The following is a 20,464-nucleotide window of genomic DNA, read 5'->3' as shown; positions in this document are numbered from 1 at the left end:
AGCGGGGCGCGCATTCGGGCTGCTCGCACCCCGAAGGAGTACGATCGCCTGACCGGTGACCCGCCGCCCCGGAGGGCGGTCAGGTGGGAGAGCGGAGCCTCCACTTGTGGGCCGGGCACGCGAATGCCCAGCCGGTCGTGGTTACAAGTTAACAGCTCCACGTCAAGAGGGCCAATCAGCGGGGACCCGGGCCGCGCGCCCCGGGCGGGTCCCCGGGGCGCGGGCCGCCGGGGCCGGTCTCCGGCCCGCCGGACGGCGGCCTATCGTGGGGGCATGAGCGACGCCACCCCTGAGAGCCCGGCCGCCGAGGCCGCCGAGGCCACGGCCCCCGACTTCGACACCATGACCCGGGACATCGCGGACGTCCCCGCGGTCGAGGTGATCACCACGGTGGCGGTCCACCTGATGAGCGCCGCCGCGGTGAACCTCGGTCTCGCGGAGGACGGCGAGGGGCACAAGGACCTCGACGAGGCCCGCAAGCTGATCCACGCGCTGGCCGGTCTGGTGGACGCGGGCGGCACCGAGATCAGCTCCTTCCACGCGGCCCCGCTGCGCGACGGTCTGAAGTCCCTCCAGCTGGCCTTCCGCGAGGCGTCCACCGTGGCGGACGAGCCGGGCCAGGGTCCGGGCGAGAAGTACACGGGCGCGGTCTACGGCTGACCCCCGCCCGCACCACCCCCGCCGGACGGGTCCGTACGCACGGGCCGGTCCGGCGCCGAGGCCCCCGCCTGTGCGGGGGCCTCGTTCTTTTCCCGGTGCGGGGGACGTCTGCCTGGGGGACGCGCCGGGACCCCTCCCCCAGTCGGTGCCGGGCCCTTCCCCGGTCGGGTTCCGGTACCTCTCCGGACCGTGCCGGGGCCCCTCCCCCCGGCAGCTCCGGGACCGCTTCCCCGAGTCGTGCCGGGACCGGCCCCGGGGAGGGGCCGACGGTCGGTCCGGTGCGGCCGGGCGGGCGGGGACGCGTCAGGCGCGGGTGTACAGCGGGCGGCCGGGCGGGACGGTGCCCGGCGGCAGCAGCGCCAGGTCGAGGCCGCGCACCAGCCTCGCCCGCAGGGTCAGGTCCTCCGCGAGGCGTCCGGCCAGGGCCCGCACCACCTCGGCGGCGCTCGCCGCCGGGTCCAGGACCAGGGCGAGGACCCCGTCGGCGGGGCCGGGGCCCAGATGGGCGGCGACCACGGCGGGCTCGGCGGCGACGATCGTCCGCACCGCCCCGGTGACCGCCGGGTCGGCGAGCGGGTCGGTGCTGACGCGGCCCTCGGCGAGGGCGAGCAGCGCGGGTCCGGTCAGCTCGTAGGGGACGGGTCCCGCGACGTCGATGACGACGGTGTCGGCCTTCTCGTGGGCGGCGGCCCGCAGGGCCTGCTCCAGGGGGACGGCGACGGGACGGGCGGCGGGGTCCCAGCGGGCGAGGGATTCGGTGGAGGTGAAGGCGGGCAGGGCGGTGCGGCCGCGCGCCTTCAGCGTGGGCACGGCCATCTCGCTGGTCTTCTCGCGGCGCAGCCCGTTCGCGTCCTCCTCGACCTCGCCCAGCAGGGCGACCATCGGGACCAGCAGCCGGGTGCCCCGCAGCGCCTCCAGGAGGGGTCCCTCGGCGGTGCGGTCGGCGGCCCAGGCGGTGAGCGCGGCGCTCAGCCGGGGGTCCGCGGAACCGTCGTCGTCGGAGTAACCGGGCTGCGGGATGCTCTTCTTCGCCACGGGCCGATCCTAGTGGGCCCCGGTGGGGGCCTCGGTGGGTGGTGTCCGGCCGGCGGGGGCGGCGGGCCGGGCCGTCACACGCCCCCGTGGGGGCCGACCCGGGCCGGGGCGAGGGGGCGGGGAGGGGTCCGCCCGCATTCTCAGCGGAAGCTGAGATTCATCTCACGGGACCCACACGAGGGCGCCGGAGCATCCCCCGCATGTTGCCGCGCTCATCCGCACCGGCGAGGGGCACCGCCCCGTCCGGGCGCCGGATCGTCCTGCTGATACTCCTCGGCTCGTTACTGGGCGGACTGCTGGGCTGTTCCTCGCCCGCGTCGTCCTCCGGGCGGACCCGTCCGGCCTCCTCGGGGCCGCCCGACACGGCGTCCCGGTCGTCGTCCCCGGGCGCCGCGCGGCCGTCCCCGACGGGGTCCGCCAGGGCGTCCGGGCAGGACGCCGACCGCCGGGCGGAGCGGCTGGCCCGGGCCATGGAGAACGTCCGCCTCCGGGGGAGGTCACGGTTCTCGGTGGCGGTGGCTCCCCTGGACGGACCCGGCGAGCCGCTGGCCTACCGGGGGTCGACGCCGTTCGTGACCGCCAGCATCGTGAAGGTGGACATCCTGGCCGCGCTGCTGCTGGACGCCCAGCGGTCGGGGCGGTCGCTGACGGCGGACGAGCGGCGGCTCTCGGCAGCGATGATCGAGTACAGCGACAACGACTCGGCGAGCGCGCTGTGGAGGAGCGTCGGCGGGTCCGACGGGCTGGACGCGGCGAACGAGCGGCTGGGGCTGGAGGAGACCCGGGGCGGCACCGAGGGGCACTGGGGGCTGACCCGGACCACGGCGGTGGACCAGGTGGCGCTGTTGCGGGCGGTGTTCGCCCCGGAGGACGGGGCGGCGCTGGACGCCTCGTCGCGGGCGTTCCTGCGGCGGCTGATGGGGCGGGTGACGAAGGGGCAGGACTGGGGGGTCTCGGCGGCGGGCGACGGGGACCCGGAGCTGAAGAACGGGTGGCTGCCCCGGTCCGCGACGGGGTTGTGGGTGGTCAACAGCGTGGGGCGGGTGACTGCGGACGGGCGGGAGTACCTGGTGGCGGTGCTGTCCGACGGCCATGCGTCGTTGGAGGAGGGGATCGGGGTGGTGGAGCGGGTCGCCGGGGCGGCGGTGGAGGTCGCCGCCGGGACCTGAGCCGGTCGCCGTTCCTCCGCTCGCGCCCCGAGTCGGTCGGTGGCTCCCTCGGGCACGTGCTTGTGCGCCGGGCGCGCCTCGGTCGGTGCGGGTCGGTGTCTCGCCCCTGTGGTCCGGGGTGCTCGCGCCGTTCCCCGCGCCCCCAACGGGTGCGCTCTGGCCGGGGGCATCGTCCCTCTGCGGGTTCGCTGTGGTCATTCGCGCAGTTCCCCGCGCCCCTTATCGGGGGCGTCCTGGCTCAGGTGCGGTGCTCCCTGCGGGTTCGCTGGGGGTGCTCGCGCCGTTCCTCGCGCCCCCAACGGGTGCGTTCTAGCCGGGGGCATCGTCCCTCTGCGGGTTCGCTGTGGTCATTCGCGCAGTTCCCCGCGCCCCTTATCGGGGGCGTCCTGGCTCAGGTGCGGTGTCCCCTGCGGGTTCGCTGGGGGTGCTCGCGCCGTTCCCCGCACCCCTTATCGGGGGCGTCCTGGTTCAGGTGTGGTGCTCGCTGCGGGTTCCTGAGGGGTGGTCGGGTCGTTCACCGCGTCTCCTGTCGGGCGTGTCGTCCTGGGGCTGGGGCGGTCACTCCGGGCGGCGGCGCCAGAGGACGACGGAGACGGCCAGCAGGGCGACCCCGGCGGCGCCCGCGGCCGGGGTGATCCAGCTGTCCTCCTCCTTCCGTTCGGGACGGTCCGGGCCGGGACCGAAGTAGCGCTCGCGGTGGGCCGCCGGACGCGGGTCGGGGCGGACGGAGGCGCCCTGCTGGATCGCGGCGGCGGGGTCGACGAGGCCGAAGCCCCGGGAGTCGTCCCGGCCGCCCTCGGGCGGGTTCCGCGCGGTGTCCTCCAGCAGCCGTTTGACCTGGGCGGGCGTCAGACCGGGGTGGGCCGCCCTGATCAGCGCGGTGGCGCCGGAGACGAACGCGGCGGCGGCGCTGGTGCCCCAGCCCTCGTAGTAGCGGCGGTCGGGGTCCACCAGGACGACGTCCTCGCCGGGCGCGCTGACCGTGGCGTACCAGCGGCGGGTGGAGAACGGGGCGCGGGTGCCGAAGCGGTCCACGGCGGTGGCCGCGATGACGCCCGGGTAGGCGGCGGGGTACGAGACGTGGTCGCCCTTCTCCCCGCCGTTGCCCGCCGAGGCGACGACGGAGGCGCCCTTCTTCAGGGCGTACTGGACGGCCGCGTCCTCGGCGGGTTCGGGGTGGGCGGAGGCCGAGTCGTCGCCGAGCGAGAGGTTGATGACGTCGGCGCCCTGGTCGGCGGCCCAGCGGATGCCCTCGGCGAGGGCGGTGCCCCGGGTGTCGCGGGCCTTCTTGCGGGCGGGGTCACCGTCCTCCAGGATCACCCGGATCGGGAGGACCTTCGCCTCGGGGGCGATGCCGAGGACCCCGTCCGCGTTGCCGGGGCCGTGTCCGTGCCCGGCGATGATCCCGGCCATCGCGGTGCCGTGCCGGGCCCAGGGACGGTCACCGCGCTCGGCGCCGAAGCCGATCAGGTCCTTGCCGGGCAGGATGTTGCCGGTCAGGTCGGGGTGGGAGTCGTCCACCCCGGTGTCGAGGACGGCGACCACGATGCCCTCGCCCTTGGTGGTGCGCCACGCCTCCTGGACCCGGAGGGCCTCGTGGCTCCACTGGCGGGCGCGGATGCCGTCGGCGTGCGCGGCGGTGGCGGGCAGCAGGGCGAGGGAAGCGGCGAGCGCCGTGGACAGGGTGACGGTGGCGGCCCGGACGGCGGCCCGGGGCGGAGGCGTCGCGCGGCGGGGCGCCAACGGCCGTCGGGTGGCCGTCGGGGGTACCGCCGTCGGAAGGAGGGCGGTCCGCCGGGTGACGGGCCGCCGGGGCGCGGGCTGTCGGGAGGCGGCGCGTTCGGGCGTGGTCATGACGCCTTCTCCGTGGCGCCGGCGACGCGCTGCCGCAGGGCGCGTTCGACGCGGTCGGCGAGGCCCTTCGCCTCGTGGCCGAGGCCGGACTGCGAGGGGGCGGAGGTGCCGTCGCCCCGGGCGGCCTCGACGGCGGGTTCCGGGTCGGTGACCACCCGGCCGTCCGCGAAGCCGGAGACGGCGTAGGTGATCACCGGGGCGTCGGCGCGGACGGACAGCGTCCAGGCCGCCCGCTGCTGGTCCCCGAACCCGGCGGCGGGGGTGCCCTGGGGACCGTAGGCGCGGGGCATCAGTTCGCGGTGCCGGTCGAGGCCGCCCTCGGCGAACCGGGTGCGCAGGGCGCGCATGGCGGGGGCGTCCGCGGTGGTGAACAGCAGCCCCACGGTGGTGAGGTGGCTGCGGGTGGCGTCCGTGTAGGTGGCGCGCAGCAGCCGTTCGCAGCCGACCGGGGCCAGGACCTGGCGCAGCCGGGGGGCGAGGCCCTTGGCGCAGGTGGTGTCGGGGGCCACGGCGACCCGGTGCCAGACGCGGTCGGCGCCGCCGGGGCCCGCCTCGTCGCCCCGGACGACCCGGGGGAACAGTTCGTCCACGGGTGTGTTGTGCCACAGCTCGCGGGCGGCGCTGAAGCCGTCGACGGGCCGGGGAGCCGCAGTGCTGTCGCCGGTGAGCCAACTGCCGGTGACGGCACCGCCGATGAGGCCGAGGCCGAGGATGGCGCAGGCCGCGGCGGTGGCGGCGCGGTAGCGGGCGAAGCCGGTGGGTCCGGGGGCGGGCCCGGGTGCGACGGGGTCGGGGAAGGCGTCGACGGGGAGCCGGTGGACCGGTTCGTCGTCGAAGGGCGCGGCCGGTCCGTACCGCCCGGGCGGGGCGGAGCGGGGGTGGCCGGAGGCTCCCGCCGGGAAGGCGGCCCCGGCGGGGAACCCGGGGGTCCCGTCCGGTCCCGGGGCGGGGTGGCGGGGCGCCGGATGGGCGGGGCGGCCCTGGTGGGGCGGGCGGGGCCGGTGGACGGGTCCGGCGCCGGGCAGTTCGGAACCGGGGGCGTCGTGGGGCGGTTCGGAGCCGAGGGGGTCGTGGGGCGCTCCGGGGGCCGGGAAGCGGCGCGGAGGGCGGAGGGCGCCCCGGGGCTCCGGAGGCGGCTCGTCGGGGAACCGGGCGGAGGCGGCGGGGGGCGGGGGCGCGGCGGTGCGACGGTTCCGGCCCGGGGCACTGGCCGGGCCGGGGCCACCGGACGGGCCGGTCGGACCGGACGGGCGGCGGGCGGCCGAAGGGCCGGGAGGCGCGGCGAAGTCGGTGCCGGAGCCCGTGGTGAAGGCGGGGCCCGGGCCACCGGTCGGGCCGGACGGGCGGCGGGCGGCCGAAGGGCCGGGAGGCGCGGGCGCGGCGAAGTCGGTGGTGAAGGCGGGGCCGGGGTCCGGCTCCGGCCGGGTACGGCGGGGCGCGCCGCCGTACCCGGGGCCGTCCGGCACCGGGTCGTCGTCAGCCATTCCACGAGGGTCGAACACCCCATGAGTATCCAGCGACTTGCGGGAACCGGGGGTGCGCGGAGCGGAACTCGCCACCCCGGAGTGGTCGGGAACGGGGGTGACGGCGGCGCTGTGCGGCGCGCGGACGGGGCGCGGGGGCTCCGGAGGGCGCGGGGGGTGCGCGGGCGGGGGCGGGGAACCGGGCGGGGGCCCGGCGGGACGGGGCGGGGGCGGCACGGGGCGCGCGGGCGGCGCGACGGGACGCGCGGGGGGCGCGGGCGGGCGGGGTGGCGCGGGCGGGTACGCGGGGGCGGGCCCGGTCGTGTCCGTGCTCATGCGCCCCCCATGTCCTGGCCGGCCCCCCTCGGACCGGGCACCCTGCCGGGCGCGCGGTGCCCGGCGCCCCTCCGGTGCCTCGCGGCCCGGTCCGGGGCGGGGGAGGCGGAGGCCGTCCGGTGCCCCGGGCAGGGTCGTCGCCGACCGCCCGGAAGGGCTCGCGTCCGCGGAGCCGGAGACCGCTCCGGCCCGCCCCTCCGGGTCCGGGGGCCGCCCACCGCCCGGACCGTGGCGGGGCCACGGACGTCGTCCGTCCCCGGGGCGAGGGCCCCGGTCCGGACATTCGTCCGGGCGCCGGACCACGGCGTGGCCACGGCTCCTCGGACGGTCGCCGCCACCGGGTTCCCGGCCGGGTCGCACGGCGGGCGGCGCGGCGGGCCGGTCCTCCGGGGTGGTGCCCGGGGTCCGGCCGTTCGTTTGCGTCCGCGTCACTCTACGGGTTGATGACCTTCGACGGGGAGACGGTCCGGCGCACCGGAGGCATCTGCCCGGTACATCCCCCTTACCCCCGGGTAACCGTTCTGGCAGGCTGCGGCCATGACCGAACGCGCAGTCGAACGGGCCCGGTACGACCGGGCGACCGCCGCGCTGGACGCCCCGCTGGCGATCGTGGACCTGGACGCCTTCGACGCCAACGCCGCCGATCTCACGCGCCGGGCGGGCGGCACCCCGGTGCGGGTGGCCACCAAGTCGGTGCGCTGCCGGGCGCTGCTGGAACGGGTGCTGGCCCGGGAGGGGTTCGCGGGCGTGCTGTCGTTCACGCTGGCCGAGTCGGTGTGGCTGGCGCGCCACGGGTTCCCGGACGTCCTGCTCGCCTACCCCTCCTCCGACCGGGCCGCCCTGGCGGAGCTGACCGCCGATCCCCGGCTGGCGGCGGCGGTCACGGTGACGGTGGACGACCCGGCCCAGCTGCGGCTGATCGACGCCGCGCGCGGCGGACCGGCCGAGGTGCGGGTCTGTCTGGAGCTGGACACCTCGCTGTGGCTGGGCGGCGGACGGGTGCGGATCGGGGCGCGCCGCTCACCCCTGCACTCCCCCGCCGCGCTGGCAGCGGCGGCCCGCGCGGTGGTCCGGACGCCCGGCTTCCGGCTGGTGGGGGTGATGGCGTACGAGGCGCACATCGCGGGGGTGGGGGACGCGGTGGCCGGACGTCCGGTGGTGTCGCGGGGGGTGCGGCTGATGCAGTCGGCGGCCCGGCGGGAGCTGGCGGAGCGACGGGCCGAGGCGGTGCGGCTGGTGCGGGCCGAGGCCCCTGACCTGGAGTTCGTGAACGGCGGCGGCACCGGCAGTCTGGAGCGCACCGCGGCGGAGGGCGCGGTGACGGAGGTCGCGGCGGGGTCGGGGCTCTTCGTGCCCCGGCTGTTCGACCACTACGCGTCGTTCAGCGGACGTCCGGCGGCGCTGTTCGCGCAGCCCGTGGTGCGACGGCCGGGTCCCGGGGTGGTGACCGTGCTGGGCGGCGGCTATCCGGCCTCCGGTCCGGCGGGGGCGGACCGGCTGCCCGAGCCCTGGCTCCCGGCGGGGCTGCGGTACGGGCGGTCGGAGGGCCCCGGCGAGGTGCAGACGCCGTTGTTCGGGGCGGCGGCGGACGGGCTGGGCCTCGGCGACAAGGTGTGGTTCCGCCATGCGAAGGCGGGCGAGCTGTGCGAGCGCTTCGCGTCGCTGCACCTGGTGCGGGGCGAGCGGGTGACGGAGGTGGTGCCCACCTACCGGGGCGAGGGCCGCGCCTTCCTGTGAGCCACCGGCCCACAGCCGGACCACCAGGCCACGGTCGGACCGCCCGGGCCCACGGCCGGACCACCGGACCCACGGCCGGACCACAGGGCCCACGGCGGCCGTCCGGGCCGCCGGACACGGACCGCCGCCCGTCCGGTCGGGGGAGCCGTCCCCTCGTCCGTCCGGCCCGGAGCCCCGCTTCCCGGCCGACCGGCGGGCGTCCGGGGCGCGGACGACGGGACCAGCGGGAACGGCGGGACGTCCGGAGCAGCGGGAACGGAAAGGGCGGCGGGGCCACGGGACGGCGGACGCGGAAGGGTGGCGGGATCGCGCCCGGCCCGACGACGACGGGCCCGGTGACGGCGTTTCCGGGCGGGACGGCGGTAGAACGGGGGGACGCCCGCCGTCACGTCCGGCGGCGGGCCGGACACCCGGTCCCGTCCCCGTCCGGGGAGGGGACCGCCCGCTAGGAGGTCTGATGCCCCTCACCCGTCAGGAGCGCGAGGAGTTCCTCGCCGAGGCCCGGATCGCGGCCCTCTCGGTGGACTCGGGGTCCCCCGGCCGGGGCCCGCTCTCGGTGCCGATCTGGTACCAGTACGCGCCCGGCGGCGAGGTCTGGATCCTCACCGGGACGGACTCGCGCAAGGCCCGGCTGATCGCGGCGGCGGGCCGGTTCACCCTCCTCGTGGACCGCGCGGAGCCGACCGTGCGGTACGTGTCGGTGGAGGGCCCGGTCACCTCGACCGCCGCGGCGACCCCGGAGGAGCACCGCGAGCTGGCCGCGCGCTATCTGCCCGCCGACAAGGTGGACGGGTACCTCGCGTTCGCGGAGGGCGACTTCGGCGCCCAGACCGTCATCCGGATGCGTCCGGAGCACTGGGTCACCGCGGACCTGGGCTCGCTGTGACGGCGCGGGCGCCCCGGTGGGTCCGGGGCGCCCGTCCGGCGGCCTACAGCGGGGTGACGTACGCCCCGGAGATCCCGCCGTCCACCAGGAAGTCGGTGGCGTTGACGAACGAGGAGTCGTCGCTGGCGAGGAAGGCGACGGCGGCGGCGATCTCCTCGGCCTCGGCGAACCGTCCGACCGGGATGTGCACCAGTCGGCGGGCCGCGCGCTCGGGGTCCTTGGCGAACAGCTCTTGGAGCAGCGGGGTGTTCACCGGCCCCGGGCACAGGGCGTTGACGCGGATGCCCTCCCGGGCGAACTGCACGCCCAGTTCCCGGGACATGGCGAGGACGCCGCCCTTGGACGCGGTGTAGGAGATCTGGGAGGTCGCGGCGCCCATCCGGGCCACGAACGAGGCGGTGTTGATGATGGAGCCCCGGCCCTGGCGGCGCATGTAGGGGATGGCGGCCTTGCAGCAGAGGTAGACGGAGGTGAGGTTGACCTCCTGGACCCGCTTCCACGCCTCCAGTCCGGTGTCGAGGATGGAGTCGTCGTCGGGGGGCGAGATCCCGGCGTTGTTGAACGCGACGTCCACCGAGCCGTAGGTGTCGTACGCCGTCTTGAACAGCGCCTCGACCTGCTCGGGGTCGGTGACGTCGACCCGGACGAAGGTGCCGCCGACCTCGTCGGCGGCGGCCTTGCCCGCCCGCTCGTCGATGTCGCCGCAGACGACGTGGGCGCCTTCGGAGGCGAGGCGGCGGGCGGTGGCGAGGCCGATGCCGCTGCCCGCTCCGGTGATGACCGCGGTGCGGCCGACCAGACGGCGGCAGCTGCCGTCGGCGGGACCGTTCTGGGGGGTGCCGGTCATGGGTCAGACCTCCGTGCTGAGGAAGACGTTCTTGGTTTCGGTGAAGGCGGTGAGGGCGTCGGGGCCCAGCTCCCGGCCGAGTCCGGACTGCTTGAAGCCGCCGAACGGGGTCCAGTAGCGGACGCTGGAGTGGGAGTTGACGGAGAGGTTGCCCGCGGCCACCGCGCGGCAGACCCGCAGGGCGCGCCCCAGGTCCCGGGTCCACACCGAGCCGGACAGCCCGTACTCGGTGGCGTTGGCGAGCCGGACGGCGTCCTCCTCGTCGCGGAACGGGAGGACCACGGCGACGGGGCCGAAGACCTCCTCGACGGCGGCGGGGGCGTCGGGGGCGAGGCCGGTGAGGACGGTCGGCGCGAACCAGAAGCCGGGGCCGTCGGGGCACCGCCCCCGGATGCCGGGCAGCTCGTCGGGGACGTAGCCACGGACCCGGTCGAGCTGGGCGCGCGAGATCAGCGGTCCCATCTGGGTCTTCTCGTCGGCGGGGTCGCCGACCCGGACGGCGCGGACGGCGGGGGCGAGCAGGTCGAGGAAGCGGTCGTGGACCGACTCGTGCACCAGGACGCGGGTGCGGGCGCAGCAGTCCTGGCCGCTGTTGTCCAGGAAGGACATCGGGGCGGCGGCCGCGGCGGCCTCCAGGTCGGCGTCCGCGAAGACGATGTTGGGGCTCTTGCCGCCGAGTTCGAGGGTCACCCGCTTCACCCGGTCGGCGCACTTGGCCATGATCGACTTGCCGACCCGGGTGGAGCCGGTGAACACGATCTTGGCGACTCCGGGGTGGGTCACCAGGGCGTCGCCCGCGACGGTCCCGGTGCCGGGCAGCACCTGGAAGAGGTGTTCGGGCAGTCCCGCCTCCCGGCCGAGTTCGGCGAGCCGCAGCGCGGTGAGGGGGGTGGTCTCGGCGGGCTTGAGGAGGACGGCGTTCCCGGCGGCCAGGGCGGGGGCGGTGCCCCAGGCGGCGATGGGCAGCGGGAAGTTCCAGGGGGCGATGACCCCGATGACCCCGAGCGGTTCGAGGATGGTGACGTCCAGTCCGCCGGGCACCGGGATCTGACGGCCGTTCAGCCGTTCCACTCCCCCGGCGGAGTAGTCGAGCAGATCGCGGACGTTGCCCGCCTCCCAGCGGGCGTTGCCGATGGTGTGTCCGGCCTCGCGGACCTCCAGGTCGGCGAGTTCCCCGAGGTGGGCGTCGACGACGGAGGCGAACCGGCGCAGGGCGCGGGCCCGGTCGGCGGGGGCGAGGGCCGCCCACACCCGCTGGGCGGCGGCGGCGCGGACGACGGCCCGGTCCACGTCGGCGGCGGTGGCCCCGGGGACGGTGGCGACGACCTCCTCCGTCGCCGGGTTGAGGACGGTCAGCTCGTAGGGCTCGTCGGGGTGCGGGGGGCGGGGGGTCGGCAAGGCGTTCCTCACAGGCGTTCGAAGGAGCGGCGCAGCTCCCAGTCGGTCACCGCGGCGTCGAAGGCGTCGAGTTCGACGCGGGCCATGTTGTGGTAGTGGTCGACCACCTCGTCGCCGAAGGCGGCGCGGGCGATCGGGCTGTCCCGCCAGAGGCCGGCGGCCTCCCGCAGGGTGGTGGGGACGTGGTCGAACCCGGCCGTGTAGGCGTTGCCGGTACAGGGCTCGGGCAGTTCGAGCCGCTGCTCCACGCCGTGCAGTCCGGCGGCGAGCAGCCCGGCGACCGCGAGGTACGGGTTGACGTCCCCGCCGGGCAGCCGGTTCTCGAAGCGCAGCGAGGGGCCGTGGCCGACCACCCGCAGCGCGCAGGTGCGGTTGTCATGGCCCCAGGCGACGGCGGTGGGGGCGAAGGAGCCGGGCTGGAAGCGCTTGTAGGAGTTGACGTTGGGGGCGTAGAGCAGCGAGAAGTCCCGCAGGGCGGCGAGCTGTCCGGCGAGGAAGTGCCGCATGACGGGGGCCATGCCGTACGGGTCGTCCGCGCCGCCGTCGGCGAACACGGGACGGCCGTCGGCGTCGGCGAGGGAGAGGTGGATGTGGCAGGAGTTGCCCTCGCGCTCGTTGTACTTGGCCATGAAGGTGAGCGACACGCCCTCCTGGGCGGCGATCTCCTTGGCCCCGGTCTTGTACACGGCGTGCTGGTCGCAGGTGACGAGGGCGTCGTCGTAGCGGAAGGCGATCTCGTGCTGTCCGGGGTTGCACTCGCCCTTGGCGGACTCGACGGTCAGTCCCGCGCCCGCCATCTCGTTGCGGATGCGGCGCAGCAGCGGCTCGACGCGTCCGGTCCCCAGGACGGAGTAGTCGACGTTGTACTGGTTGACGGGGGTGAGGCCGCGGTAGGCGGCGTCCCACGCCTGTTCGTAGGTGTCGCGGAAGACGATGAACTCCAGCTCGGTGCCGACCCGGGCGCTCCAGCCGAGGCCGGCGAGGCGGTCGAGCTGGCGGCGCAGGATCTGCCGGGGCGCGGCGACCACCGGCGAGCCGTCGTTCCAGCCGAGGTCGGCGATGAGCAGGGCGGTGCCCGCGTTCCAGGGGACGCGGCGCAGGGTGTCCGGGTCGGGGCGCATGGCGAAGTCGCCGTACCCCCGGTCCCAGGAGGACATGGCGTAGCCGTCGACGGTGTTCATCTCGGTGTCCACGGCGAGCAGGTAGTTGCAGCCCTCCGTACCGTGCTCCAGTACCTCGTCGAGGAAGAAGCCGGCGGCGAACCGCTTGCCCTGGAGCCGTCCTTGCATGTCGGGGAAGGCCAGGACGACAGTGTCGATCTCACCGCTCGCGACGAGGGCGCGCAGCGCCTCGACGGAGAGCGGGGGTGTGCGGTCTGCCACGGAAAGGGCCTCCTTCGGTCAGCCGGGGCACATAAGGTATGCACGAGAACCATTGATTGGGAAGGGGGTGCGGTCGGATGGGCCAGGACACCGATGACCGGCTGTCTCCGATACTCCGCCCGGTGCGGGCCGGGAACGGTTTCGAGGAGGCGCTGGAGCAGGTCCTCCAGGTGGTCCGCCTCGGTCTGGTGCCGGACGGCGAACGGCTGCCGTCCGAGCGGGAGTTGTCGGAACGGCTCGGCGTCAGCCGGGTGACCCTGCGGGAGGTCATCAAGGTGCTGACGGACCAGGGGCTGGTGGAGTCGCGGCGCGGCCGGTACGGCGGAACGTTTGTCCTGCCCCGGACCGGCTCGCACGGCGGGGAGGAGCTGCGCCGCCGGGTCGCGGAGGTGGACGTGGAGGACGTGCTGCGGTTCCGGGAGGTGCTGGAGGTCGGCGCGGCCGGGCTGTGCGCGGCGAACGGGCTGGACGGGGAACGGGCGGACCGGCTGCGCGGGGCGCTGGCCGCGACCGGGGACGCCCCGCTCGCCGACTACCGCCGCCGGGACACCCTCTTCCACCTCACCCTCGCGGAGCTGTCCGGCTCCCCGAGCCTCACCGCCCAGTACGCGGCGGTCCGCGCCCGGGTCAACGACCTGCTGGACTGCATCCCGCTGCTGGTGCGCAATCTGGAGCACAGCCAGGAGCAGCACAACGCGCTGGTGGCGGCCGTGCTGGCGGGGGACGCGGAGACGGCGCGGGCCGTCATGCGCGAGCACTGCGAGGGCACCGCCTCGCTGCTGCGCGGCTTCCTGACCTGAGCCCGGACGGGGACCCCGGGGGGACGGTCCCGGGACCTTCGCGGGGGCGGATCCCGGGATCCGCGCGGGGGCGGTCCCCGGGCCGGGTTTACGGCGACGTTACGCAGGGGTCTTGCCTTTTACCGGTCGGCGGCGCAAAGGTATGGCCTCATTCCATTGAACTCGCCCAGGTGCCACGCCAGTGGGGAGCCCTGCCATGACCCTGAAGACCCCGTCGTCCCCACCGGGGGACGGCCACGACGACTACTTCGCCCGCCGCGCCCTGCGCCGGGGCAGCGCGGGCTGGCTGCTGCTGACCGGCCTCGGCGTGGCCTACGTCGTCTCCGGCGACTTCTCCGGCTGGAACTTCGGCCTGGCGGAGGGCGGCTTCGGCGGGCTCGCCATCGCCATGCTGCTCATGGGCGTGATGTACGCCTGCATGGTGTTCTCGCTGGCGGAGCTGTCCTCGGTGCTGCCGACGGCGGGCGGCGGCTACGGCTTCGCCCGCCGCGCGCTGGGCCCCTGGGGCGGCTTCCTCACCGGGACGGCGATCCTCATCGAGTACGTCCTCGCGCCCGCCGCCATCTCCATCTTCATCGGCGACTACGTCGAATCGCTCGGCCTGTTCGGGCTGACCTCCGGCTGGCCCGTGTACCTGGCGTGTTTCGTGATCTTCATAGGCATCCATCTGTGGGGCGTCGGGGAGGCGCTGCGGTTCAGCTTCGTGGTCACCGGCATCGCCGTCGCCGCGCTGCTCGTCTTCGCGCTGGGCGCCTTCACCGAGTTCGACGCCTCGGGCCTGAACGACATCCCGGCCGACCCGGACGCGTTCGGCTCCTCCTCGTGGCTGCCGATGGGGCTGCTCGGCATCTGGGCGGCGTTCCCGTTCGGCATGTGGTTCTTCCTCGGCGTCGAGGGCGTGCCGCTGGCCGCCGAGGAGACCCGGGACCCGGCCCGCACCCTGCCGAAGGCGATCGTCTGGTCGATGGCCATCCTGGCGGTCCTCGCGCTGCTGACCTTCCTCGCGGCGGCGGGCGCCCGGGGCTCCGCCGCCATCCAGGACGCGGGCAACCCGCTGGTCGAGGCGCTCCAGCCGGACGGCGAGCCGACCGCGCTCAGCCGGATCGTCAACTACGCGGGACTGGCGGGCCTGGTGGCCTCGTTCTTCTCGCTGATCTATGCCGGGTCCCGGCAGCTCTTCGCGCTCTCCCGGGCGGGCTACCTGCCGAGGTTCCTCTCCCTCACCAGCCGCCGCAAGGCGCCCTACCTGGGACTGCTGGTGCCGGGCGCGCTGGGCTTCGGGCTGGCCGCGTCGACCGGGGACGGGGCGCGGATGCTGAACATCGCGGTGTTCGGCGCGACCATCTCCTACGCCCTGATGTCGCTGTCGCACATCGTGCTGCGGCGCCGCGAACCGGACCTGCCGCGCCCGTACCGCACCCCGGGCGGGACGCTCACCTCCTCGGTGGCGCTGGTCCTCGCCTGCGCGGCGCTCGTCGCCACCTTCCTGGTGGACGTGACGGCGGCGGTGATCGCCCTGGTGGTCTACGGGGTGGCGCTCGGGTACTTCGGCGCGTACAGCAAGGACCGGCTGGTGGCCCGCGCCCCCGAGGAGGAGTTCGCCGCGCTGGCGGCGGCCGAGGCCGAACTGAAGTGAACCGGGCGCGGTCCGGGCGGCCCCGTGCCGTCCGGACCGCGCCCGGTGTGACGGGCCCGCCGCCGTCGGGGCGCGGGCCCACGGACCGAGGAGTGTGTGGTGGACAGGCCGCTGATCGGAGTGAGCACGTACCAGGAGGGCGCGCGCTGGGGGGTGTGGGAGCTGGAGGCCGCGCTGCTGCCGGTGGGGTACCCCCGGATCGTGCAGTCCGCCGGGGGGCTCGCGGCGCTGCTGCCGCCGGACGAGCCGGAGCGCGCCGCCGCCACGGTGGCCCGGCTGGACGGGCTGGTCATCGCGGGCGGCCCGGACGTGGAGCCGGTGCGGTACGGGGCCGAACCGGACCCCCGGACCGGACCGCCCGCCCGGGCGCGCGACACCTGGGAGCTGGCCCTGATCGGGGCCGCGCTGGACTCGGGCACCCCGCTGCTGGGCATCTGCCGGGGCATGCAGTTGCTGAACGTGGCGCTCGGCGGCACCCTCGTCCAGCACCTGGACGGCCACACCGACGGCGTCGGGGTCATCGGCGTCCACCCGGTGACCGCGGTGCCGGGCACCCGCTACGCGGCGCTGGCGCCGGGCACGTCCCCGGTGCCGACCTACCACCACCAGGCGGTGGACCGGCTCGGCGAGGGACTGGTCGCCTCGGCGCACGCGACGGACGGCACCGTGGAGGCGGTGGAGCTGCCCGGCGAGCGGTGGGTGCTCGGGGTGCAGTGGCACCCCGAGCAGGGCGAGGACCTCCGGGTGCTTCGGGGGCTGGTCGAGGCGGGCGCCGGGGCCTGAGCCGCCTGTACCCCGCCACGAGCACCGGCCCCGCCCCCGTCACGCCCCACGGACACGCGCCCGCCCCGCGCCGCTTCCCCTGGCGGGGCGGGGCCGGAAGCCCTCTGGGACGGCCCGCGCTACCGCCCCCGGGGCGGGCTTGAGCCCCACCGACCGGAGCCCCTCCAGCCGGATTCCCGGCCGCCCGAACGGGAACCCGTCCGGACGGGAGCCGATCAGCCGCGCGGCAGGGGCGGCCGGGTCGGCAGGCGCGGCCGGGGCCACCGATCAGGCTGGATCAGGGAGCGGGGTCCGGTGCCGTGCGTCGCGAGACGGGGGAAGGAGCCCCACGCGGTGGCGGCACCTCCCGGGCCTCCGGGCCCGGAGGGGGGCCGCCGGTCGCGTGCCCCGAAGACGCGCGGACCCAGCCGGGCTCAGGCGCGGGAGCGGGTGAGGGCCAGCAGGTCCCGGGCCGGGCCGGTGGGACGCGGGCCCCGGGGCCAGGCCGCGCGCAGCGCCCGGGTGAGGACGACGTCCCGGAGCGGGACGGCGACCAGTCTGCGGGCCGCCAGCTCCTCGCCGACGGCGAGTTCGCTGAGGACCGCCGGTCCCGCCCCGCTGACCGCCGCGGCCTTCACCGCCGTGGTGGACGACAGCTCCACCAGCGGACGGGCCAGCCCGCCCAGCGCCCGCGCCAGCACCTGACGGGTCCCCGAGCCCTCCTCCCGCAGGATCAGCGGGGTCCCGGCCAGCTCCCCGGCCGGGACCGGGCCGCGACGGCGGGCCCAGGGGTGGCCGGGCGCGGTGACGACGAGCAGCTGGTCGTGGCCGATGACCGCGGAGTCCAGTCCGGACGGCACCTCCGCGCCCTCGACGAACCCGAGGTCGGCGGCGCCGGAGAGCAGCCGTTCGGCGACCACCGCCGAGTTCCCGGCGAGCAGCGAGACCGCCGTGTCCGGCCGCCGGGCGCGCAGCGCGATCAGCCAGCCCGGGAACAGGTACTCCGCGATGGTCATGCTCGCGGCCACCCGGAGCCGGGAGTCCCGCCGGTCGCGCAGCGCCTGCGCGCCCGCGTCGAACGCCTCCGCCGCCTCGACCACCCGGCGGGCCCAGTCGGTCACCAGCGCCCCGGCGGCGGTCAGCCGGGAGCCGCGGGGCGAGCGGTCCACCAGCGCCACCCCGAGCCGTCGTTCCATCGCCCGGATCCGGCCGCTGGCGGCGGGCTGGGTGATGCCGAGTTCCCGGGCCGCGCGGCCGAGGCTGCCCAGCCGGGCCACGGCGAGCAGCAGTTCCAGCGCCCCGAGGTCCGGCACCCGGTGCGCGAGCGGCACCCGCGCTCCGTCGGGTCCGGGCCCGGTGTCCGGTTCGCTCATCAGTCCAGCTTATGCCCTCATAGCCGGGGAGCCCCTGGTGAGCGCCGGTTCCCCATACGACGGTGGTCGCATGGCCATCGCCACCCGCCCCCCGGTCCCCGAGGTCCCCTCCCCCGAGCCGTCGCGGACCCCGCGCCGCCTCCCGGCCCCGGCCACGCCCCCGGCGGGCGGGACCGGCACCGCCCGCCGCCGCTCGGTCCGGGACCTCGGGCCGAACTGGTACGCCACCGCGATGGGCACCGCGATCACGGCCACGGCGGGTGCCGGGCTCACCCCGGGGGCGACGGCGCTCCGCCCGCTGTGGACGGGGCTCTGGGCGCTGTCCCTGGCCGCGCTGACCGCCGTGCTCATCGCGCGGGCGGCGCACTGGAGCCGCCACCGGGAGCACGCGCTCCGGTCGCTCGACGACCCCGCGACGGCCCCCTTCCACGGCTGTCTGGCGATGGCGCTGCTGGCGGTCGGCGGCGGGGCGCTGGCCCTCGGCCGACCGGGGCCGGGCGCGTCCGTGGCGGTGGGCCTCGGGCTGGTGCTGGCCGGGGCGGGTGCGGTGGTGGCGCTGGTGGTCGCCGTCGTCGTCCCGTACCGGCTGCTGACGGCGCGGCGCCGGGGGCGGGCACGCGGGCGGATCACCCCGGTGTGGCTGCTCGCGGTGGTACCGCTGGTGGTGGCCGCGGCGACCGGCCCGCTGTGCCTGCCGTGGCTGCCCCCGGCGACGCGCGGGCCCGTGCTGTACGGATGCCTGGCGGCGCTCGTCGCGGGGCTGCTGGGGGCGCTGGTCCTGCTGGTGCCGGTGTGCGCGGGGCTGCTGGCCGACGGCCCGCCGCCACCCGCGCTCACCCCGGCCCTGTTCCTGGTGCTGGGGCCGCTCGGACAGTCCACCACCGCGCTGGACCGGATCGCCGCCGCCGCGCCCGGGACGGTGCCCCCGGGGCTGGCCGACGGCCTCGGGGCGGCGGTCGTGCCGTACGGGGTGCCGGTGCTGGGGTTCGGATGCCTGTGGCTGGCGCTGTCGGTGGGGCTGGTGGTGCGGGCCCGGCGGCGGGGGCTGCGGTTCGCGATGACGTGGTGGGCGTTCACCTTCCCGCTGGGGACCTGTGTGACGGGGGCGGCGGCGCTGGCCGGACGGACCGGCTGGGCGGTCCACGACGCGCTGGCGGCCGTGCTGTACGCGGGGCTGGCGGCGGTGTGGACGGTGGTCGCGGCGCGCACCGCCCTGGACCTGGCACGCGGACGGCTCCCGGCCCCGACCCCCGGCCCTCGACTCCCCACGGCGTCCACCGCGCGCTGACCCGCCCCCTCCGCCGGGCCCGCACCACCAGCCCCACCGGTGTCCCCGCGCGCTGAACCGCCCCGCCAGCACGCCTCTCCGGACGTCCGGACCGCGCCGACCGCCCTCTCCGGCATCCGGACCGCGCCGGGCCGCCCCGGTCGGCGGCCACCGCGCGGCCACCGAACGTCGCCCACCGGCACCCGTCCGGACCGGCCCGTCGGCGTCGTCCGGCGCCCGTCGGCACGGCCTCGCACCGACCGTCGGGGTGACGGCGGCGGGGGCACGGGGCTCACCGGCCCCGCAGCACGCCCCGCAGGCTCGCGCCGATCACCCCGGGCGCCTGTGCCATCGAGGGCCCGTACCAGGTCAGATGGCGTCCGCTGACGCAGGCGGCGGGCGGTCCGAACGACTCGGGCCCGTCGCCGGGGCCGAAGGGGTAGGGCTCGTCCGGCAGCACCACCAGGTCGGCCCCGCAGTTCTGGAGCTCCTCCAGCGGAACGTGGGGGTAGCGGTCGCCGTGGTCCGCGTAGACGTTGTCGACGCCGAGCCGGGCCAGGACGTCCCCCGCGTAGGTGTCCCGGCCGAGCACCATCCAGGGCCGTCGCCACACCGGGATCACGGCGGTGACGCGCTCCCACGGTTCGGGCATGCCCGACCAGACCGACTCCGCGAGGTCCAGCCAGCCCGGGCGTCCCCGCCCCCCGCACTCCCGCAGCACCCGGTCGAGTTCCCGGAACGCCTGCTGCACCGAACGGATCTCCGTGACGAGCACCTCGACGCCCGCGGCCCGCAGGGCGGCGATGTCCCGGGCGCGGTTCTCCTCCTCGTTGGCCACGACCAGGTCGGGGGCGAGGGAGACGATCCGCCGGACGTCGGGGTTCTTGGTGCCCCCGAGGCGGACGGCGTCGAGCCCTTCGGGCCGGGTGCACCAGTCGGTGGCGCCGACGAGCGCGCCGGGCAGGGTCACCGCCACGGCTTCGGTCAGCGAGGGGACCAGGGAGACGATCCGGGCAGAGTTCACGGGGTCAGCGTAGTGAGCGGCGGAGGTCCCGACGCCCACTCCGGACTCATCTGCGACGGTCCTGCACCGCGTCGATGTGCTCGGCGACGGCCACCACCAGGACCCGGGTGTCGGGCTCGGTGGCGCGCCAGCGGTGCCGCACTCCCCCGGTGAGGTAGAGGGTGTCGCCGCGCCCGAGCCGGTAGGCGCGGCCCTCGGCCTCGATCTCCACCGCGCCGTCCGCGACGTACAGCATCTCGTCGTTGCGGTGGCGGAACTCGCGGGCCGTGTCGTGGTCGCCGGTGAACTCGGTGGCGTGGAGCTGCTGATGGCCCCTGACCAGGGCGCGGACCCGGCTGCGCGGGGGCTCGTCCCGGGATTCGGACGGGGCGGACGGGTTGGCCGGGGCGGTGGACGTCTCGTCGCGGACCACGTCCACCGTGCAGGCCGGGTCGGCGGCGGCGAGCAGTTCGACGGCGGTGGTGCCGAGGGCGTCGGCGACCTTCTCCAGGGAGGCCCGGCTGGGCCGGGCGCGCTCGTTCTCGACCTGGCTGAGGAACGGGACGGACAGCCCGCTGCGGGCGGCGACCACGGCGAGCGTCAGTTCCAGGGAGCGGCGCCGTCGCCGGACGGCCGCGCCCACCCGAAAGGATTCCTTCTCGTCCATCGTGCCGACTCCCTCCCCCGCTCGTCGTGGCTCGTCGGGCCCGTACGGGCCCGACGGTTTCCTGCACCCTACGCATGTTCGGCAAACAGCCGTCGCTAGTAGAGCACGCGCGGGGGGCGGACCCCGCCACAACGGCGAAGCCCGCCCCGTCGCACCGGGTGCGCGCCGCTCACATCCACATTTTCGCGC

General features: G+C 76.5%; 17 protein-coding genes. 8 read left to right on the top strand and 9 right to left on the bottom strand.

Features of this window, described 5'->3' with window-relative positions; all coding sequences use genetic code 11:
- Window positions 1-273 precede the first annotated feature (273 nt).
- Window positions 274-660, top strand: coding sequence for a DUF1844 domain-containing protein (locus ACVWNX_RS28660; protein WP_454411083.1), 387 nt, complete (start codon window positions 274-276; stop codon window positions 658-660).
- Window positions 661-963: 303 nt separating this feature from the next.
- On the opposite strand, the gene ACVWNX_RS28655 is transcribed toward ACVWNX_RS28660, so the two are convergent.
- Window positions 964-1,695, bottom strand: a complete 732-nt coding sequence (locus ACVWNX_RS28655; RefSeq protein WP_454411082.1) for an SseB family protein — start codon at window positions 1,693-1,695, stop codon at window positions 964-966.
- 200 nt (window positions 1,696-1,895) lie between these two features.
- Between ACVWNX_RS28655 and ACVWNX_RS28650 the strand changes: the two genes are divergently transcribed.
- Window positions 1,896-2,864: a serine hydrolase gene (locus ACVWNX_RS28650; RefSeq protein ID WP_454411081.1), complete on the top strand. Its 969-nt coding sequence runs from the start codon at window positions 1,896-1,898 to the stop codon at window positions 2,862-2,864.
- 558 nt (window positions 2,865-3,422) lie between these two features.
- On the opposite strand, the gene mycP is transcribed toward ACVWNX_RS28650, so the two are convergent.
- Both mycP and ACVWNX_RS28640 read right to left on the bottom strand, forming a co-directional pair.
- Entirely contained in the window at window positions 3,423-4,718 is a 1,296-nt protein-coding gene (gene mycP / locus ACVWNX_RS28645; protein ID WP_454411080.1) for a type VII secretion-associated serine protease mycosin, read from the bottom strand.
- Entirely contained in the window at window positions 4,715-6,202 is a 1,488-nt protein-coding gene (locus ACVWNX_RS28640) for a hypothetical protein (protein ID WP_454411079.1), read from the bottom strand. Before ACVWNX_RS28640 ends, mycP begins: the two co-directional genes overlap by 4 nt.
- Before the next feature lie 852 nt (window positions 6,203-7,054).
- Between ACVWNX_RS28640 and ACVWNX_RS28635 the strand changes: the two genes are divergently transcribed.
- On the top strand, window positions 7,055-8,254 hold the full coding sequence (locus tag ACVWNX_RS28635; RefSeq protein WP_454411078.1) for an amino acid deaminase/aldolase: 1,200 nt from the start codon (window positions 7,055-7,057) through the stop codon (window positions 8,252-8,254).
- Window positions 8,255-8,711: 457 nt separating this feature from the next.
- Window positions 8,712-9,140: a pyridoxamine 5'-phosphate oxidase family protein gene (locus ACVWNX_RS28630; protein WP_454411077.1), complete on the top strand. Its 429-nt coding sequence runs from the start codon at window positions 8,712-8,714 to the stop codon at window positions 9,138-9,140.
- 43 nt (window positions 9,141-9,183) lie between these two features.
- On the opposite strand, the gene ACVWNX_RS28625 is transcribed toward ACVWNX_RS28630, so the two are convergent.
- From ACVWNX_RS28625 to ACVWNX_RS28615, 3 genes are read right to left on the bottom strand one after another with little or no spacing between them, the layout of a single operon-like run.
- Window positions 9,184-9,987, bottom strand: a complete 804-nt coding sequence (locus tag ACVWNX_RS28625; protein WP_454411076.1) for a 3-oxoacyl-ACP reductase — start codon at window positions 9,985-9,987, stop codon at window positions 9,184-9,186.
- A gap of 3 nt (window positions 9,988-9,990) precedes the next feature.
- A complete protein-coding gene (locus ACVWNX_RS28620) occupies window positions 9,991-11,385 on the bottom strand; it encodes an aldehyde dehydrogenase family protein (RefSeq protein WP_454411075.1) in 1,395 nt (464 codons plus the stop codon).
- Window positions 11,386-11,393: 8 nt separating this feature from the next.
- A complete protein-coding gene (locus tag ACVWNX_RS28615) occupies window positions 11,394-12,767 on the bottom strand; it encodes a glutamine synthetase family protein (RefSeq protein WP_454411074.1) in 1,374 nt (457 codons plus the stop codon).
- 77 nt (window positions 12,768-12,844) lie between these two features.
- Here ACVWNX_RS28615 and ACVWNX_RS28610 point away from each other — a divergent pair, with 77 nt between their 5' ends.
- From ACVWNX_RS28610 to ACVWNX_RS28600, 3 genes are all read left to right on the top strand, one after another.
- The gene (locus tag ACVWNX_RS28610; protein ID WP_454411073.1) at window positions 12,845-13,567 is read left to right on the top strand and encodes a FadR/GntR family transcriptional regulator; all 723 of its coding nucleotides are present in this window, start codon (window positions 12,845-12,847) and stop codon (window positions 13,565-13,567) included.
- A 196-nt stretch (window positions 13,568-13,763) separates the two neighbouring features.
- On the top strand, window positions 13,764-15,203 hold the full coding sequence (eat, locus tag ACVWNX_RS28605; protein ID WP_454411072.1) for an ethanolamine permease: 1,440 nt from the start codon (window positions 13,764-13,766) through the stop codon (window positions 15,201-15,203).
- Window positions 15,204-15,299: 96 nt separating this feature from the next.
- Complete coding sequence (locus tag ACVWNX_RS28600; RefSeq protein WP_454411071.1) at window positions 15,300-15,986, top strand: gamma-glutamyl-gamma-aminobutyrate hydrolase family protein; 687 nt, start codon at window positions 15,300-15,302, stop codon at window positions 15,984-15,986.
- Between the two features lie 413 nt (window positions 15,987-16,399).
- Here ACVWNX_RS28600 and ACVWNX_RS28595 read toward each other — a convergent pair whose 3' ends face one another.
- The gene (locus ACVWNX_RS28595) at window positions 16,400-17,338 is read right to left on the bottom strand and encodes a LysR family transcriptional regulator (RefSeq protein WP_454411070.1); all 939 of its coding nucleotides are present in this window, start codon (window positions 17,336-17,338) and stop codon (window positions 16,400-16,402) included.
- Between the two features lie 70 nt (window positions 17,339-17,408).
- On the opposite strand from ACVWNX_RS28595, the gene ACVWNX_RS28590 reads away from it, so the two are divergent.
- The gene (locus ACVWNX_RS28590; protein WP_454411069.1) at window positions 17,409-18,626 is read left to right on the top strand and encodes an SLAC1 family transporter; all 1,218 of its coding nucleotides are present in this window, start codon (window positions 17,409-17,411) and stop codon (window positions 18,624-18,626) included.
- Between the two features lie 271 nt (window positions 18,627-18,897).
- On the opposite strand, the gene ACVWNX_RS28585 is transcribed toward ACVWNX_RS28590, so the two are convergent.
- Window positions 18,898-19,629 carry a helical backbone metal receptor gene (locus tag ACVWNX_RS28585; protein WP_454411068.1) on the bottom strand — a complete coding sequence of 244 codons (732 nt, stop codon included), beginning with the start codon at window positions 19,627-19,629 and terminating at the stop codon, window positions 18,898-18,900.
- A gap of 46 nt (window positions 19,630-19,675) precedes the next feature.
- A complete protein-coding gene (locus ACVWNX_RS28580; RefSeq protein WP_454411067.1) occupies window positions 19,676-20,275 on the bottom strand; it encodes a helix-turn-helix domain-containing protein in 600 nt (199 codons plus the stop codon).
- Window positions 20,276-20,464 lie beyond the last annotated feature (189 nt).

The organism is Streptomyces sp. JNUCC 64 (assembly GCF_054484115.1).
This window is presented reverse-complemented; position numbering and strand designations above follow the sequence as displayed.